Annotated in this window: 16 protein-coding genes and 1 pseudogene; 4 read left to right on the top strand and 13 right to left on the bottom strand. The window is 73.6% G+C overall.

Annotation, left to right across the window (positions count from 1 at the left end; all coding sequences use genetic code 11):
* The 8 genes and pseudogenes from MCAG_RS33295 to MCAG_RS02815 all read right to left on the bottom strand — a co-directional run.
* Window positions 1-259: pseudogene (locus tag MCAG_RS33295) on the bottom strand (hypothetical protein); the annotation flags it as partial.
* Window positions 256-990 carry an SDR family NAD(P)-dependent oxidoreductase gene (locus tag MCAG_RS02845; RefSeq protein WP_036372059.1) on the bottom strand — a complete coding sequence of 245 codons (735 nt, stop codon included), beginning with the start codon at window positions 988-990 and terminating at the stop codon, window positions 256-258. The pseudogene MCAG_RS33295 and the gene MCAG_RS02845, both read right to left, overlap by 4 nt.
* Window positions 987-2,138 carry an Ata16 protein gene (locus tag MCAG_RS02840; RefSeq protein WP_007071477.1) on the bottom strand — a complete coding sequence of 384 codons (1,152 nt, stop codon included), beginning with the start codon at window positions 2,136-2,138 and terminating at the stop codon, window positions 987-989. The genes MCAG_RS02845 and MCAG_RS02840 overlap by 4 nt, the downstream gene beginning before the upstream one ends.
* A 31-nt stretch (window positions 2,139-2,169) precedes the next feature.
* Window positions 2,170-2,955: an HAD family hydrolase gene (locus tag MCAG_RS29460; protein WP_007071476.1), complete on the bottom strand. Its 786-nt coding sequence runs from the start codon at window positions 2,953-2,955 to the stop codon at window positions 2,170-2,172.
* Window positions 2,952-3,941: an NAD-dependent epimerase/dehydratase family protein gene (locus MCAG_RS02830; RefSeq protein WP_007071475.1), complete on the bottom strand. Its 990-nt coding sequence runs from the start codon at window positions 3,939-3,941 to the stop codon at window positions 2,952-2,954. Before MCAG_RS02830 ends, MCAG_RS29460 begins: the two co-directional genes overlap by 4 nt.
* A 120-nt stretch (window positions 3,942-4,061) precedes the next feature.
* A complete protein-coding gene (locus MCAG_RS02825) occupies window positions 4,062-5,078 on the bottom strand; it encodes a Gfo/Idh/MocA family oxidoreductase (protein ID WP_050778144.1) in 1,017 nt (338 codons plus the stop codon).
* Window positions 5,075-6,817 (bottom strand): amidohydrolase family protein, encoded by a 1,743-nt coding sequence (locus MCAG_RS02820; RefSeq protein WP_007071473.1) that lies wholly within the window; start codon window positions 6,815-6,817, stop codon window positions 5,075-5,077. Before MCAG_RS02820 ends, MCAG_RS02825 begins: the two co-directional genes overlap by 4 nt.
* A complete protein-coding gene (locus tag MCAG_RS02815) occupies window positions 6,810-7,727 on the bottom strand; it encodes an FkbM family methyltransferase (protein ID WP_157547813.1) in 918 nt (305 codons plus the stop codon). The genes MCAG_RS02820 and MCAG_RS02815 overlap by 8 nt, the downstream gene beginning before the upstream one ends.
* Before the next feature lie 360 nt (window positions 7,728-8,087).
* Between MCAG_RS02815 and MCAG_RS02810 the strand changes: the two genes are divergently transcribed.
* Window positions 8,088-8,930: a nucleotidyltransferase domain-containing protein gene (locus MCAG_RS02810; protein WP_007071471.1), complete on the top strand. Its 843-nt coding sequence runs from the start codon at window positions 8,088-8,090 to the stop codon at window positions 8,928-8,930.
* Window positions 8,917-9,525 carry an AAA family ATPase gene (locus tag MCAG_RS32040; protein ID WP_050777834.1) on the top strand — a complete coding sequence of 203 codons (609 nt, stop codon included), beginning with the start codon at window positions 8,917-8,919 and terminating at the stop codon, window positions 9,523-9,525. The genes MCAG_RS02810 and MCAG_RS32040 overlap by 14 nt, the downstream gene beginning before the upstream one ends.
* Here MCAG_RS32040 and MCAG_RS02800 read toward each other — a convergent pair.
* The 5 genes from MCAG_RS02800 to MCAG_RS02780 all read right to left on the bottom strand — a co-directional run bounded on the left by MCAG_RS02800 (window position 9,504) and on the right by MCAG_RS02780 (window position 14,252).
* On the bottom strand, window positions 9,504-10,292 hold the full coding sequence (locus tag MCAG_RS02800) for an ABC transporter permease (RefSeq protein ID WP_007071469.1): 789 nt from the start codon (window positions 10,290-10,292) through the stop codon (window positions 9,504-9,506). The two genes, MCAG_RS32040 and MCAG_RS02800, sit on opposite strands and share 22 nt — an antisense overlap.
* A 4-nt stretch (window positions 10,293-10,296) precedes the next feature.
* Window positions 10,297-11,085, bottom strand: a complete 789-nt coding sequence (locus MCAG_RS02795; protein WP_007071468.1) for an ABC-2 family transporter protein — start codon at window positions 11,083-11,085, stop codon at window positions 10,297-10,299.
* The gene (locus MCAG_RS02790; RefSeq protein WP_007071467.1) at window positions 11,085-12,113 is read right to left on the bottom strand and encodes an ATP-binding cassette domain-containing protein; all 1,029 of its coding nucleotides are present in this window, start codon (window positions 12,111-12,113) and stop codon (window positions 11,085-11,087) included. The genes MCAG_RS02795 and MCAG_RS02790 overlap by 1 nt, the downstream gene beginning before the upstream one ends.
* A 51-nt stretch (window positions 12,114-12,164) precedes the next feature.
* Window positions 12,165-13,328, bottom strand: coding sequence for a hypothetical protein (locus tag MCAG_RS29455; protein ID WP_007071466.1), 1,164 nt, complete (start codon window positions 13,326-13,328; stop codon window positions 12,165-12,167).
* An 81-nt stretch (window positions 13,329-13,409) separates the two neighbouring features.
* Complete coding sequence (locus MCAG_RS02780) at window positions 13,410-14,252, bottom strand: endonuclease/exonuclease/phosphatase family protein (RefSeq protein WP_036372058.1); 843 nt, start codon at window positions 14,250-14,252, stop codon at window positions 13,410-13,412.
* A 259-nt stretch (window positions 14,253-14,511) separates the two neighbouring features.
* On the opposite strand from MCAG_RS02780, the gene MCAG_RS02775 reads away from it, so the two are divergent.
* Both MCAG_RS02775 and MCAG_RS02770 read left to right on the top strand, forming a co-directional pair.
* Window positions 14,512-15,828, top strand: a complete 1,317-nt coding sequence (locus MCAG_RS02775; protein ID WP_050777833.1) for an alkaline phosphatase PhoX — start codon at window positions 14,512-14,514, stop codon at window positions 15,826-15,828.
* A gap of 203 nt (window positions 15,829-16,031) precedes the next feature.
* On the top strand, window positions 16,032-16,532 hold a 501-nt coding region (locus MCAG_RS02770), incomplete at its 3' end, for a 3-oxoacyl-ACP synthase III family protein (protein WP_369751295.1).

The following is a 16,532-nucleotide window of genomic DNA, read 5'->3' as shown; positions in this document are numbered from 1 at the left end:
CGCGCCGCTGTGCCTGTTCGACCAGCGCGTACCAGCCGGCGAGGCCGGCGAGGAACACCGCCGGCTGGTTCCAGTCCGTACGCGCCTGGTCGGTGCGCTCGGTGCGGAAGCAGATCTCGCGTAGCGGCAGATTGGTGCGGGACTCCGCCAGGTCGAACAGCTCGCGCACGGCGGGGGAGGCGTCGTGGAAGCGCTGGGCCATGCCGGGGAACTGCGCACCCTGGCCGGGGAACAGCAGCGCGTACCGGGGCGTCGTCACGCGCTCATCCCCCCGTCGACCGCCAGGACCTGCCCGGTGACGTACGAGGCCCCGGGCGAGGCCAGGAACGCGATGGCCGCGGCCACCTCGGCGGGCGTCCCGGCCCGGCCCATCGGCGTCTGCGCCAGGATCGCCGCCCGGGCCGGGTCGCCGCCCTGCGCGCTCATCGCCGACGGCACGAAGCCCGGGGCGACGGCGTTGGCCGTGACCCCGAACCGGGCGGTCTCCCGGGCCACCGACTTGACCAGCCCCACCAGCCCCGCCTTCGCGCTGGCGTACGCCGCCTGGAACGGCCAGCCGCGCAGCCCGGCCACCGATGTGGTGACCACGATCCGGCCGTGGCCCCGGCCGGTCATGTCGGGCAGCACGCCCCGGATGAGCAGCATCGCGGCGGTCAGGTTGACCGCCAGGGTGGCAGACCAGTCGTCGGCGCGCACCCGCGCCACGGGGGCGGGCCGCAGCACCGCCGCGTTGCTGACCAGTACGTCCACCGGTCCGGCCCGGCGGGCCGCCGCCAGCACCGCCGCGACTCCCGCGTCGGTGCCGACGTCGGCCCGTACGGTGGTGACGCCGGCCGTGCCCGGCGTCAGTTCGGCCACGAGGCGCTCGGCTGTGGCGGCGTCGCGGTGGTAGTGCAGTACCAGCGACACCTCCGGGGCGGCCAGCGCCTGCGCCACCGCCTGCCCGATGGCCCCGGTCGCGCCCGTGACGAGGACGGTGCGCCGGGTCATGCCGGCGTTCCGCCGGCGCCGTGGCAGCGCTGGAGCACGCCGACCCACTGCCGCATCAGGTGGGCCATCTGGTGGACGAAGCCGCGCAGCTCGTGGGTCCACACCCGACCGCTCATCGCCTCGACGGCGTCCTGGAGCTGGTACGACAGCGACACGTACGCCTCGGCGTAGGTGTCGCCGTCGAGCTTGCAGCCGTGCAGCCAGTCGAGCACGTCCTCCAGGATCGCGATCGCGGTGAGTTCCTGTTGCAGGTCCCGCAGCAGCAGGTGCTCGTTGCGGGTGTGCCGGGCCAGCGGGTCGCCGAACCGCACCGCGTGCCCGAGCCGCTTCGCGCAGGCCTGGACGAAGTAGCCGCTGAAGATGTCGGCGTACCGGTCGATCTCCTGGCCGTGGTGGCGGTAGCCCATGCGCGGGAAGTAGTAGGCGGGGATGGCGTCGCGGTGCACGGCGGTGTTCTGCGAGTTCACGGGTGCCCAGGTTCCGGTGTCGCAGACCAGGGCCGGCGCGGGCATGGCGGTAACCTCGGGCCGCACGGCGATGCGGGTGATCGCGTCGACGTCGGGGTCGCCCAGCCACAGCCCGGCGTTGATCCGTACGTCGACGGTCTCGGTGCGCTCCGAGGTCGGTGTGGGGGACCGGTGCGCGTACGGGAAGCCGCGCGGGTACACCGGCATCGGCGCGACGGTGAGCTGGCCGCACGGGTTCCACCAGCCGGACTCGGCGGTGACGACCCGCGCCGGCCGGGGGCCGGCGGCCACGACCGCGTGGGCGGTGAGGAAGTCGCCGTCGATCGGGAAGTTGTCGTCGTCGACCGAGATGAGGAAGTCGGCGTCGGACTGCCAGGACAGCAGGTACCCGACGTTGCGCCGGTTGTCGGAGTCGTAGGGGATCAGTGTGGGGGCACCCAGGCCGGCCAGCAGGGCGTCCTGCTCGGCGACGGTCGGGCAGACGACGTGCAGGCCGTCGCGCCGGGCCCGCTCGACGGCGTCGAACAGGGCGGCGGGCGTCTTGCGGTCGGGAATGACGACGATCCGCACCCGCCGGTACGCGTCGGCCGCGCCCAGCAGCGTCCGGTACGCCGACAGGAACGCCTCGCCGTCGCCGATGGTCGTCATCACGACGTCGACGCGGGGCAGTGGCTCACTCATACGGGCAACCTTCCGTGGACGGGGAGACTGGTCAGGCGGCGATGACCGGGGGCCGCCGCGCCGGGGGAACCCCCGGGCCGGGGTGGGACGGCCCGGCGAGCAGCCGGAGCACCGCGTCGAGGGCGGCGGCGCCGGTCAGGTCCGCCACGACCGCGTCCGCGCCCGCCGCGGCCAGCTCGTCCGGCGGGGTGGCCCCGGTGGTGACCGCGAGGCAGCGCAGGCCCGATGCGTGCGCCGCCGTGACGTCCTTGGCGGTGTCGCCGACCACCACACCGGGCCCGCCGCCGCCCAGCGCGGCCACCCCGGCGGCCACGACGTCGTCGCGGTCGCGGGCGGCGTCGCCGAAGCCGCCGTCGTGCAGCAGGTCCGCCAGGCCGGTGCGCCGCATCTTCCACCGGGCCACCGCGCGGGCGTTGCCCGTGCTCATGCCCAGCGGGCAGCCGTGGCCGCGCAGCGCCTCCAGCAGCCCCCGGCAGCCGGGGAGCAGGTCGTCGGCGCTCTCGCCCCCGGCGGCCGGACGCCGCCCGATGCGCTCGGCGAGGGCGTCCATGACCTGCCGGGTGAGCTGGGGGAGCCGCACGGCGGGGACGCCGTGGTGGCGCAGCGCGGCGTGCACCGTCCCGGCGTCGGTGAAGCCCGCCAGGTCGATGCCGGCATACCAGAGCTGACCGCCCTCGTAGCGGAACTCCTCGGCGGTGCCGCAGACGTCGGCGATGGCGGCGGCCATGGTGGACATGTGGACGCGCTGCAACGGTGCTCCGGGCCGGATGAGCGTGCCGTCGAGGTCGAACAGGACGAAGCCGGAGGGGGGCGTCATGCCGGCGCCGCTTGCGCCGTGGCGTCCCGTCTGGCCGCCACCTGCTCGGCGATCCACCGGTACGTGACGGCGAGGCCCTGCTCCAGGGGGATGCCGGGCGCCCAGCCAAGCACCTGGCGCACCCGCGTGTTGTCGGAGTTGCGCCCGCGTACCCCCTGCGGGCCGCTCACGTGGCGCAGGCGCAGGTCGTCGCGGCCGGCCGCCGCCATCACCAGAGCGGCCAGCTCGTCGATGGTCACGAGGCGGTCCGAGCCGATGTTCACCGGCTCGCCGTGGTCGCTGCGCATCAGCCGGTACGTGCCCTCCAGGCAGTCGTCGACGTAGCAGAACGACCGGGTCTGCCGGCCGTCGCCCCAGATCTCCACCTCGCCGCCGGGGGGTGCCTCGGCGACCTTGCGGCACAGCGCGGCGGGGGCCTTCTCCCGCCCCCCGTCGTAGGTGCCGTACGGGCCGTACACGTTGTGGTAGCGGGCGATCCGGACGGCCAGGCCGTACTGCTCGGCGTAGTAGACGCAGAGCCGCTCCGCCATCAGCTTCTCCCAGCCGTAGGAGTCCTGCGGGCCGGCGGGGAAGGCGTCGTCCTCGCGCAGCGGCCGAAGGTCCGGCGTCGTCTGCGCGTACTCGGGGTAGATGCAGGCGGAGGAGGCGAGGAAGTACCGCCGCGCGCCGGCCAGCCGGGCCGCCTCGATGGTGTGCAGGTTGATCAGGGCGTTGTTGCGCAGGATCGTCGCCGGGTCCTTCGAGATGAAACCCATCCCGCCCATGTCGGCCGCGAGGGCGTACACCTCGGTGACGCCCTCGCACGCCCGTCGGCAGACCTGCGGGTCCCGCAGGTCCCCGACGACAAAGTCGTCGGCCTCCGTGGCGCGGAACTCCGGCAGCCGCAGGTCGGCGCCGCGGACCCACCAGCCCTGGCTCCGCAGGTACGTCACCAGGTGGCCGCCGATGAAGCCGCCGGCTCCGGTGACGAGTGCGCGTCTGGTCATAGCAACCCCTTCAGGTCACGTGTCGGTACGCCGTCGGGGCCGGTGCGCCCCGGCGGCGGGTCGGTACGTCGGCGTGCGGGCCGGACGGCCCCGGGGGCCGGGCGCCCGGCGGGCCGCCCGCTACGGCGTCGCCTCGACCGGCGGCACGAAGGTGTGGGTGCGCACGGACCGCTCCGCCGCCATGGCGAGCGCCAGCGCCGCGTACGAGTCGCGCCAGGTGCCCGCCCGGCGGTCGGGCTCGCCACCGCGCGCCGCAGCGAGGAAGCCGTCGATCTGGGCGCGGTACGCCGCGGCGAACCGGTCGCGGTAGTCGCGGTGGCGGGGGCGCCTATCGGGCCCGTGCTCGGTGACCTGCCGCATCGGGGTCCGCTCGTCGAGGCCCACGGTCAGGCAGTCCCGCGAGCCGAGCACCTCGATGCGGACGTCGTAGCCGAGCGGGCTGTGCCGCCCCGCGGTGAGCACGGCGACCCCGCCGCCGTCGACGCCCAGCGTCGCCGCCACCGCGTCGTAGTCGTGCAGCCCGGCTAGCTCGGGCACGGCCAGCACGTCCCCGATCGCGGCGACCCCGGTGACCTCCCGGCCGGTGAGCCACCGCACCATGTCGAAGTCGTGCAGCATCAGGTCCCGGAAGATGCTGCCGGAGGCGGCGAGGCGGTCCAGCGGCGGCCAGGAGGCGTCGTGGGAGAACATCCGCACCGTGTAGACGGTGCCGAGGTCGCCGCCGGCGATCCGGTCGCGCAGCGCGCTGAACCCGGCGTCGAAGTGGCGTTGGAAGCCGATCCACAGCTGGGTGCCGCTGCTGTCGGCGGCGTGGCCCAACTCCCTGGTCCGGTGCAGGTCCAGCGTCAGGGGTTTCTCGCAGAACGTGGGCAGATTGCGTTTCAGCGCCAGCGTGACCAGCGCGTCGTGGCTCTCCGTGGAGGAGGTGACGACCACCGCGTCCGCGCCGTCGAGGAGCCGCTCGACGTCGTCGCACGCCTCGCCGTCGACCCGCGCCGCCAGCGTCGCCGCCTGGTCGGCGTGCACGTCGTGGCAGGACAGCGCCACGTCGCCGGAGGCCGCCAGGTGCTCGGCGTACATGCGGCCGATCTGGCCGCACCCGACGAGCCCCACCCGCAGCCGGCGCGCGCGGCTCACGGCCGCGCCCCGACGGTGTCGCGGGCGCCCCGGACGAGCCGGCCGGGACACGCGCCGGTGTGCTCGCCGTCGACGAACGTCACCTCGCCGGATACCAGCGTGGCGCGGTACCCGTCGGCCCGCTGGATCAGCCGGCCACCGCCGGCCGGCAGGTCGTGCACGAACTGCGGCGGCCGCAGCGCGAGGTTGTCGAAGTCGATGACGTTGACGTCGGCCTTGAACCCGGGCCGCAGCAGCCCTCGGTCCCGCAGCCCGTACAGGGCGGCCGTCTGCCAGGTCTGCTTGTGCACGACGAACTCCAGCCCGAGCCGTTCGCCACGCGAGCGGTCCCGGGCCCAGTGGGTCAGTTGCGAGGTCGGGGTGCTCGCGTCGCAGATCAGCCGGCAGTGCGCGCCAGCGTCGCTGAGCCCGACCACGCAGTGCGGTTCCAGGAGCATCTGGTGGATCGGGTCGAGGCTGAACTCGCTGTAGCCGAGCAGCGGGCGCAGGAAGGTCTGGGTGCCGTCGCCGGCCACGAGCAGGTCGTACATGACCTCCTCGCAGTCGCGGCCCGCGCGGGCGGCGAGGGCGGCGACGCTGTCCTCCCGGCCGGGCTCGTAGTTGGGCTGCCGGCCGAACGGGAAGTACTTCTCGTAGTCCTCCGGGAACAGGTACGCCCGGGGGTTCACCGTGGCGGGATCCTCGGTCAGGATTCGCCGCCGGATCTCGGGGTCCCGCAGCCGGCGCACCCGCTCGGCCAGCGGCAGGTGCGCCAGCTCCTGGTACGTCGGGCGGCGCTTGAACGGGTGGGTGCTCTCCAGGCTCACGATGACGCTGAACGGCCGCCCGGCGATCTGCGGGTACAGCCGCGCGCCCTCCTCCTCGTTGGCCCGGCGTGCCATGGCGACGATCTCCCGCCACAGGTGCGGCTCGTGGTCGTTCTGGAACAGTCCGAAGGTGATCGGCCGGCCGACCTGTGCCGAGAGCCGCCGCATCCACTTGACCTCGCGGAACTGGTCCTCCATCGGCTCGCCGCCGGCGCCGGCGGGCACCAGTTGGAACACTCCGGTGCCGAGTTCGCCGAGCACCCCGCCGAGGGCGAACAGCTCGTCCTCGGCCGCGAACGTGCCGGGCACCGGCTCTCCGCTGATCGCCAGGTGGGTGGTCGTCCGGGAGGTGGAGAACCCGAGCGCGCCGGCGTGCATCGCCTCCCGGACGATGGCCGCCATCGCGGCGATGTCATCCGGCGTGGCCGGCTCGTTGGCGGCGCCCCGCTCGCCCATGACGTACGCCCGGACGGCGCCGTGCGGCACCTGGGCGCCGACGTCCATCACCCGGGACAGGCCGGCAACCGCCTCCAGGTATTCGGGGAAGCTCTCCCACGCCCACCGGATGCCCTCGGACAGCGACGCGCCTGGAATGTCCTCGACGCCCTCCATCAGGCCGATCAGCCATTCCCGGTTCGGCTCGGTCACGGGGGCGAAACCGACGCCGCAGTTGCCCATGACCACCGTGGTGACGCCGTGCCAGCAGGACGGGGTCAACAACGGATCCCAGGTAACCTGACCGTCGAAGTGCGTATGGATGTCGACGAATCCGGGAGTGACGATGCACCCGTCCGCGTCGATCTCGCGCTTCCCCCGGCCGGAAACCCTGCCGACCGCCACGATCCGACCGTCGGAAATGGCGACGTCACCGGTCCGGGCGGCGTCCCCGCTGCCGTCCACGACCGTGCCGGAGCGCACGACGACGTCATACATGGAACAGGTGTCCCTTCTCGGCGGCGACGAAGACGAGGTTGTCGTATTCATACGATGACCTGGGTCGATGTGGCCGCGGTATTCCGCCGGACAGCTCGTAGGCCCGGTAGTCGTGACCGGCCATGAACTCGACGAGTTCCGCGCTGCGGGGCGCGCCGGGCACGTCGAGGTCGCCGACCTCCAGCGAGACCATCGGACGTACGGTGCCCAGCAGGCGGCCCATGCCCTCCAGGACGTTCCGCTCGGCGCTCTCGGCGTCCACCTTGATCACGTCGGGCGTGAGGGCCCGCGCGGCGACGAACTCCTCGAGGGTGACTGCGGTGACCTCGTGCACGGTCGTGGCCACGCGCTGCCGGACCGCCGCCGGCAGCCGGGACCGGTACGCCGAGTTGTACGGGCTGTAGCCGACGCCGTGGTCGGTGAGCGAGAGCGTCCCCGGTGACGACCAGACCGCCGCCGGCACCGCCGTGACGTTGCCGAGGGCGGCCACGTTCTGCGCCAGCAGCTCATACGTCGCGGGCGTGGGCTCGAACGACACGACGCGGCCGGCCGGGCCGACGCAGCGGGACGCCAGCACCGTGAAGTAGCCGAGGTGGGCGCCGACGTCGAGGAACGTCATGCCGTCGCGCAGGTGACGCAGCAGGAAGGCGCTCAGTTCGTACTCGATGAAGCCGTGCCGGCGGATCGCGATCGAGATCTCGTCGGGCAGCCGGACCCGCAGCCGGTCGCCCCAGAACGTCCGGCCGTGGGCGAGCCTGGCGTGGTTGCGGTGCCGCCAGCGCCGCAGCCGTGCCGTGGACGGGAACGCGGTGGGGTACGGCCGGCGCAGGAAGGACCGGATCGGCCGCCCGGCCGACGCCTGGCAGCGGCGTAGTTTGTCGGCGAGCGCTCGGCGTTGCGCATCCGTCACGGCAAAGGCCGAATCATGAGAGTCCCCGCAATGGTTCGTGGTTCAGTCGTGGCCCGCCCATGGCGCGCGCCCCATGCGATGGCGACGTCACCGTGTCACCAGACCGCAGCGTACGTCAATGTCTTCGACCGGTCCAGAATTGATTTCCCAGTGTCGATGCCATGCCCTTATGCGGCACACCGAGAACGGCCGGAAGCCCCTATTGCCGGCCCTGGAGGGGCGGTCGCCGTCATCCCCGATGTGCTACCTTGGCACGCGGCCGGTGACGTCACAGTTCGCATGTTCCGCTGGCGAAGTCCGGTCGTTGCGACAGCCGGCCACCGCGCCCCGCGGCACCGGTAGAGAAAGGGTGACGGGCCCGTGGGTGACGCCGAACAGGACGCGATCCTCGACAAGATCCGCGACGCCCTCTCGGGGGTGCCCGGCATCGCGGGCCTCGCCCTCGGCGGATCCCGGGCGCGGGGCACCGCCGACCGGAAGTCCGACGTGGACGTCGGCGTCTACTACCACCGCGAGGGCCGGCCCGCCGTCCGGGAGCTGAGCGCGGCCTTCGCCCGCATCGACGACGGCGGCGAGGCCGGCTGCACCGACTACGGCGAGTGGGGGCCGTGGATCAACGGCGGCGGTTGGCTCGTCGTCGACGGGGTGAAGACCGACGTCCTGCTGCGAGAGGTCGACCGCGTCCGCGCCGTCGTGCAGGCGTGCGCCGCCGGGCGACCCGAGATCCATTACCAGCCCGGCCACCCGCACGGGTTCTGCACCGTCATCTATGCCGGGGAACTGCACCACAACGTCGCCTTCCACGACCCGCAGGGCGTCCTCGCCGAGCTGCGGTCGCTCACCGCCCCCTACCCCGAGCCGCTGGCGAGGGCGCTCGTCGGGCAGTTCGGCTGGGAGTCGCAGTTCGCCCTCGACACGGCGGCCACCGCCGCCGGCCGCGGCGACGTCGCGTACGTCACCGGCTGCGCCTACCGGGCGGTCGCCTGCCTCACCCAGGTGCTCTTCGCCGCCGCCGGCCGTTACCTGCTCAACGAGAAGGGCGCGGTGGCGGAGGCGGCCGGCTTCCCGACCACCCCCGCCGGGTTCCGTGACGGCGTCGAGGCGGCGCTCGGCGCCCTGTCCGCCGCCCCGGACGACCTGGCGCGCGCCCTGCGGCTGCTGCGCGACGTGCGCGCGGAGGTCATGGCCGGTGTGGGGGGCTGAGGCCGGGCCCCGGGTCTGGATGATCACCGGGGTACCGGGGGCCGGCAAGTCCACCACCGCCCGCGCGCTGGCCCGGTCGGCGGCCCGGGGCGTGCACGTCGAGGGCGACGCCCTGCAACGGCTCATCGTCGCCGGCAGCCGGCCGCCGCAGCCGGAGTACGACGAGGAGGCGGAGCGGCAGATCCTGCTCAACGTTCGCAACCAGTGCCTGTTGGCCCGCTCGTTCCTCGCCGCCGACTACCTGGTCGCCCTCGACTACGTGGTCACGTCCCGGCAGCGGCTGCGTCACTACCTGGAACTGCTGCATCCCGCGCCGCTGGGGTTCGTGATGCTTCGGCCCGACCTGGCCGTCGCGGCGCTGCGGGACGAGCGCCGCCCACACAAGACGGTCCTGCACGGCTGGCTGCACCTGGCCGAGGAGATGGCCGGCGAGCTCACCGGCGTCGGCCTCTGGCTGGACAACGGTGACCTGTCGGTCGACGAGACCGTCGCGTCGATCCGCGCGAGGGCGGGCGAGGCGACCCTCACCCTCGACGCGCTCGACGGCCCCGGGCCCCGGTCCGCTGACGCTGCTCAGTTCCCGGCGCTCTCGTAGCGGCGCAGGCCCCGGCTGAACACGGTGACCGCGAGGAACACGCACCAGGCCGCCACCAAGGGCGTCAGCAGGCCGACCCAGGCCAGCCGCCCGTGCTGGAGGAACACCGACACCGGGAAGAAGCCGATGAACGCGAACGGCAGGGCGGTCGCCAGCACGGCCTGCAACCCCACCGAGTAGATGCTCAGCGGGTACTTCGTCAGCTCGCCGAGCTGGTCCAGGCCGCCGGCGAAGGTGTTGATCGCGCCCCGCAGCCAGAACGAGGTGGAGTTCGCCACCACGGTCAGCGACACCTTGATCAGCAGGGCGCTCGGCAGCAGCACCGCCGCGAGCGCCACCCGCCCCGGCGTCCACGCCACGTCCAGGTGCGCCAGCGCGGAGACGAGCAGGCCGCCGCCGACGGTCAGGTTGCCGAACGCGTTCATGCCCACCCGGCTGCTGCACACCTGCAACAGGCACGGATACGGGCGCAGCAGCATCCGGTCCAGCTCTCCGCGGTTGATCAGCCCCGCCAGCCCCCAGGTGCCCTCCGCGAGCAGTTCGCTGGTCCCCTGAGCGAGCACCATCATCCCGAAGATGAGCACGACCTCCCACACCCCCCAGCCGTGGATGCGGGGGACCCGGGCGAAGATCGTCGCGATGAGCAGGAGGCCGGCGCCCTGGGTCAGCACGGCGGCGACCACCAGGATCCAGAAGTCGGCCTGGTACTCCAGCGTGGCCCGCAGGTGCGCGCCGAGGCTGCGCCGGTAGACGCGCAGGGTGTGCATGTCGTCAGCCCCCGTGCACGGTGAGCCGGCGGACCGCGACGTGCCACAGCCGCCGGGCGAGCCACCACAGCGCGACGATCCACAGTAGTTGCACCGCCACCGCCAGCGCGCCGGGCAGCCCGGGGTTACGGCCCAGGAACAGCATCGCGGGGGTGTTGGTCACGGCCTGGAACGGCAGCACCTCGGCGACCTGGCGCAGCCACGCCGGGAAGAACGCCAGCGGCACCGTGGCCCCGGACAGGATCCCGGAAACCGCCCCCCGGGCCAGGCTGATGCCCAGGTAGTTCTGCGTCCAGAAGCAGAGCAGGCCGCACATGTAGGCGATGAGGAACTTCAGCGGCACGACGGCGGCGAGGCTCGCGACGAACAGCGCGAGGCGTCCCGGCGACGGCAGCGGCACTCCGCCGAAGGCCACCAGGACGACGGCGCACACCGTCGCCGCGGCCGCCGCCTCCAGCAGCGCGAAGCCCAGCGCCTCCGCGAGCCGGCTCTTCTGGTAGTCCACCGGCTTGACCAGGTCGACGGCCACGGCCCCGCTGCGGATCCGGGAGGCCATCGCGAAGTCGGTGAACGTCGAGACCAGGCAGTTGGTGAAGAACGAGACCAACAGGTACGCCTTCATCTGCGGCCAGGTGAAGCCGGCCAGCGAGTTGCCGTCGCCCAGCAGCGCCTGCCACAGGGCGAACATCGCCACCAGGTTGAACACCATCATCGACAGGCTCATCAGGAACGGCACCCGGTAGGCCAGGGCGTTTCGCCAGGCGATCCGCGCCATGGCCCGGTACGGCCCCATCAGCCGGCGCCGTTCAGGGCCGCGGGGGAGTCCCGGTCGTGCAACCTGCGGATGAGGTCGGCGACTCCCTCGTCGTCGATGCGCAGGTCACGCACCTCGACCAGCCCCATCACGGTCGCCGCGACCGCGCCCGCCGGGCGCAGCGTCCGGTCGAAGCGGACCACCAGGTCGCGCTCGCTGGCCCCGGTGGTCACCTCGGCGTCGGGCAGGCGCTCGCGGATCAGGTGCAGCGGCGCGGGCGCGGCAAGCTGGAAGCGTACGGTCGAGTTGCTGGCCAGGGTGTCCCGCAGGACGCCCACCGGGCCGTCGTGCCGGATCCGCCCCTCGTCGACGACGACGATCCGCCGGCACACCTCCTCGATGTCGCCCACGTCGTGGGTGGTCAGCAGGACGGTCGTGCCGTCGTCGACGAGTTGCCGCAGGAAGGCGCGCACCCGGTCCTTGACCGAGACGTCCAGCCCGATGGTCGGCTCGTCGAGGTAGACGATGCGGGGCTCGTGCAGCAGCGCGGCGGCGAGGTCGGCCCGCATCCGCTGCCCGAGCGACAGCTTGCGCGCCAGCACCGGCAGCAGCGGGCCGATCTCCAGCACCTCGCAGAGCCGGTCCATGGACCGGCGGTAGTCGGCCGCCGGGATGCGGTACATGTCGCGCAGCAGCTCGAACGTCTCGTGGACCGGCAGGTCCCACCACAGTTGCGTGCGCTGGCCGAAGACCACGCCGACGTTGCGCGCGTTGGCGACCCGGTCCCGGTGCGGCACGACGCCAGCGACGCGCACCTCGCCCGCGGTGGGGACGAGGATGCCCGTCAGCAGCTTCACGGTCGTGGACTTGCCCGCCCCGTTGGGACCGACGTACGCCACGGACTCGCCCTCGTCGATGCGCAGATCGATCCCGGCGACGGCGCGGTGGACGTCGAAGCGCCGGGTGACCAGGTGCTTGAGCGCGCCGGCCAGGCCCGGGGCCTTACGGGGGCGGCGGAACTCCTTGACGAGGCCGGTGGCCTCGACCAGTGCGGACGTGGAGGCCATGGCGCTGTGCTCCGATCTGGCGGACGGAAGGGGCGCGGGCGGCCCCGGCGGTCAGTCGCGCCCCCAGGCGTCGCCGGCCGCCAACCCGAGCGCGGCCAGCCGCGCCGGCGCCGCGCCGAGCCGCGCCACCTCGGGGTGCGTCACCCGGGGAAACATCCCGCCGAGGGCGAGCGTGGCCAGGACCCGCTCGCGCAGCGCCGGCTCGACCGGCCGACCCCACGAGTCCCACAGCGACCGGAACGGCTCCACCCGCGTTCGGGCCAGGCCCATCAGGCACGCCGTCACCCACAGCGCCCAGATCTGGTCCTGCGGTGCGCGGGCGGCGAGGTCGACCAGCCAGGGCTGCGGTTCGGCCAGGTCGCGCCGGTACCGCTCGCGCAGCGCCGGCACGTCGACGCCGAACCGGTCGACGGCGGCCTCCAGCGGCACCGGGCTCCAGTCGTTGGTGGCGCGGTCGTTCTCCACCACCACGCGCGACTCGCCGTGCTTGTAGTACGGCAGGCAGTCGAAGCCGTCGAGGGTGCGCGCCGGGTCGGGCGACCAGCCCGGCGGCGGCGGGCCCACGTAGCAGGAGGCCTCGCGGCGGCCCCGGTCGTTGTTGCCGACCACGCTCGGCACGTCGTGGTGTGCCGCCAGGTTCGGCACCGTGAGGTAGACCGGCAGCCCGGACTCCCGCGCGAAGTGGGCGACGGCGACGTCGTCGGCCTCGTCCGGGTCCAGCCCGGCGATGTAGTCGACGAGACCCTTGGCCGCCGTGGCCGGCAGGGCCAGCGCGATGGTCGGGACGTAGTCGCAGACGGCGCGGACCCAGCGCGCGCCCAGCAGCGCGGCCATCCGGACGGCGGCGCCGTTGCGCGAGCCCCAGTCGCTGTGCATGGCGACCCCGGCGTCCGGCCGGGCCTCGACGGCCCGGAAGGCGTGGTCCAGGAAACCGGGGGGCACCACCGCGTCGTCCTGCAACACGAGGTGGTGGGTGCAGCCGGGTTCGACGGCGGCCCATGCCGCGCGGGCGGTGCGCAGCGTCCGTGGCGGGCCGTCGGGTTCGGGGTCGAGGACGATCTCGACCGGGTAGGGAGCCAGCCGTCGAGCGAGGTCCTCCGCGAGGTGTCGCCGGGACGGGTGCGTCATGACGGCTACGGACACGGCACCGTGGGACAACTCCTTCTCCTTCCGGCAGGCGGTGTCGCGATCGTGCATCCCGTGGATCGCGGTCAACGTACCAGCGTTCCCGATCGTGGGCGACCCCTGACACCGTTTCCGCCACGCGTGTCGGGGACCTCATTGCTTTGTCGTCGGTCAATGCGAGGCCGGGTTGCTCCCTCCCGGGGCCGGCGCCTCGATGTCGAGTGTCAGCGCGACGCCGAAATGATCCGACGGGTACTGGCCGCTGTCGTCGCAGGCGGTGCCCAGCAGCGCGGGACGGGTTGCCGCGCGGACCGGGTCGCCGGCGCGGTACAGGACGTGGTCGAGCCGCCAGGTCGGCACCGGCACGGGCATGGTCAGGGCGGCCGGGGAACCGCCGGCGGACGCCCACGCGTCGACGAGCACACCCCGGTCGCGCAGCCGACCCATCAGGGGGCCGTCCGCCGGGCAGTTCAGGTCGCCGCAGACCAGCAGCGGGCGCTCGCGCGGGGCCGCCACGGCGGCCGCCTCCAGGCCCCGCAGGCACGCCTCCTTCACCTCGTCGGGCCCGACCGGCAGGTGAGCCACCCACACCGTGACGGCGCACGTCGAGACCTCCAGCACCGTCGGGTGGCCACCGAAGCCACCGAAGCCGGGCACGGGGAAGGCCCTCCGCGCCCGGATCGGGGCCCGGCTCAGCACCGCCAGGCCGGGCGTGGGACCGGGCCCGGAGTGCGCCACGTCGTACCGCCCGCGCAGCCCGTCGGCCAGCTCCCGCGCCCGTCCGGCCCCCGCTGCGGCCCGCGCGGGCACCTCCTGGAGGGCGACCAGGTCGGCGTCGGCGTCGGCCAGCGCGCGGGTCAACAGCGCGGCCCGACGCCGCCACACCCGGCGCTCGTCGGCCTCCCCGAGGGCCGGGCTGCCCGCCCGGGCCCCGCGCAGCACGGCCCGGTCGTGCCAGTAGCGGTGCGGCGTCCCGGTGCCCCAGATGTTGAACGTGACGACGCGCAGCGGCATCCCGGCCCCGATCCTCCACGTGCGACGGACCCGTCGGCTGTGGGCCCGCGGACGGTCGCACGGTAGCAGCGCGCAACGGCCGGCGGCCGTCCCCGCCGGAACAGGGGGCGCGGAAACAGACGGGGGCATCGACACGGAAGATGTGCAACTAACTCGGAACGACAGTCTCGGCATTGAAAGGTTACGATTGCTCGCCCTCTCGTACTAAGGAGCTGTCTTGGGTCTCGATCGGCGGCGTTTCCTGGCGCAAACAGGAGTCATGAGTGTGGGGGTCGCGCTCTCGGGCGCAATTGACGCACTCTTCACGGCAGCGCCCGCCCTGGCGGGCCGCGGGGGCGGTTACGGCGAGCTCGTGCCGGACCCGGCCGGGCTGTTGGACCTGCCCCGCGGATTCCGTTACCGGGTCCTTTCCCGGGAGGGCCGTTCCGGGTCCGGTGGCGTGGTGCCCAGCAGTTTCGACGGGATGGCCGCATTCGCGGGAGTGGGACCGGAGGTCCGGCTCGTCCGCAATCACGAGAACCGGGTGGGTGCCGCCGTGCCTGTGGTCGCGCCCCCGGAGCTGACCTACGACCCCGTCGCCGTCGGCGGGACCACGACGCTGGTCGTCGGGCCGCGCGGGGTCGACGAGCGGATCAGCCTGGGCGGCACCTCGACCAACTGTGCGGGCGGGGTGACCCCCTGGCGGACCTGGCTGACCTGCGAGGAGGCGGAGATCCGCCGGGGCGAGGGCGGCCACGAGAAGGACCACGGCTGGATCTTCGAGGTCGACCCGTGGGCCACCGCCCGCAACGTGGATCCGACCCCGCTCACCGCCATGGGCCGCTTCGCGCACGAGGCCATCTGCGTCGACCCCCGCACCGGCGTGGTGTACGAGACCGAGGACGCCTACGGGGAGAAGTTCGGCTGCTTCTACCGGTTCCTGCCCCGCAAGCCGCTCGCCGGTCACGGCAGCCTGCGGGCCGGCGGGCGGCTCCAGGTCATGCGGGTGCCCGCCGTGTCTGACCTGTCGACCGTACAGGAGCCCGGCACCGTCCTCGGCGGCGTCGAGTGGCTCGACGTGCCGGACCCGCTGGCGACGAGCGTTCCCGTGCGGTTGCAGGACTACGGCCCCGGCGGCGTGACGCACGCCCAGAAGCTGGAGGGCGCCTGGTGGGGCACCGACGGGGCGGCCTACTTCGTTTCCTCCTTCGCGGTGCGCGGGCACGGCTCCCAGGCCGACCACCAGGGCCAGGTGTGGCGGTACGTGCCGGCCACCAACGAGCTGACCCTGGTCGTCGTGTTCCGCAGCACCGGCCCGGGGGCTGAGCTGTTCAAGACCCCGGACAACATCTGCATGACCCCGGCCGGTGGCCTGATGCTCTGCCAGGACGGCGACGGGGACAGCTACCTGATGGGCACGACGGTCGACGGCGAGCCGTACCTGTTCGCCCGCAACCGGCAGAACCTCGGCACCGAGTCCGCGCCGTTGTACGGCGAGTTCGCCGGTGCCTGCTTCGCCGACGACCGGCGCACGATGTTCGTCAACTGCTACGCCCCCGGGACGACGTTCGCGATCACCGGTCCCTTCCGCGGATAGCGGACCGGCCCGGTGCACCGCGTGGCGGCTCGACAACGCCGTCGAGCCGCCGCGCGGCGTGTGATCCTCGCCATATTTGGGCGTCGGCCCGAGCGGACCGGCCGGCGCCCGGGGCGCCCGCGAGCGCGCGGCGCACCGCCGCCGGGGCGAACATGAGCCCCCCTACTCATCCACGCGGCAGGCGCGTTGGGCAAGCTCAACGAATGGTCGACCCCACACCACCACTGAGCCCGGCCCGGGGGAGGGTGGGCATCACCGCCGTCGGGGCCAGCCTCCCCGAGCAGGCAGTCCCGACCGGCGAGGTGCAGCGCCGGCTCGCCGAGGCCAGCGGGCTGACCCTGCCGGACGGCCTGCTCGCGCGGATGACCGGGATCTCCTCCCGCCGGCTGGCCGGCGACGGCGAGTACGCCTCCACCCTGGCCCTGCGCGCCGCCCGGCAGGCGCTCGCCGCCGCCGGCCGGGAGCCCGAGGAGGTGGACCTGCTGCTGTTCGCCTCCGCCACCCGGGACGTCGCCGAGCCCGCCACCGCCCACATCGTGCAGGCCGAACTCGGCAGCCACGCCCACGCCCTCGACGTCACCAACGCCTGCAACAGCTTCCTCAACGGCATCGACCTGGCCCGCTCGGCGATCCTCGCCGGCCGGGCCCGGCGGGCCCTGGTGGTGACGGGGGAGACCCCCACCCGGGCGATGCGCTGGCAGGTC

The sequence above is a fragment of the Micromonospora sp. ATCC 39149 genome (assembly GCF_000158815.1).
Classification (GTDB): domain Bacteria; phylum Actinomycetota; class Actinomycetes; order Mycobacteriales; family Micromonosporaceae; genus Micromonospora.
This window is presented reverse-complemented; position numbering and strand designations above follow the sequence as displayed.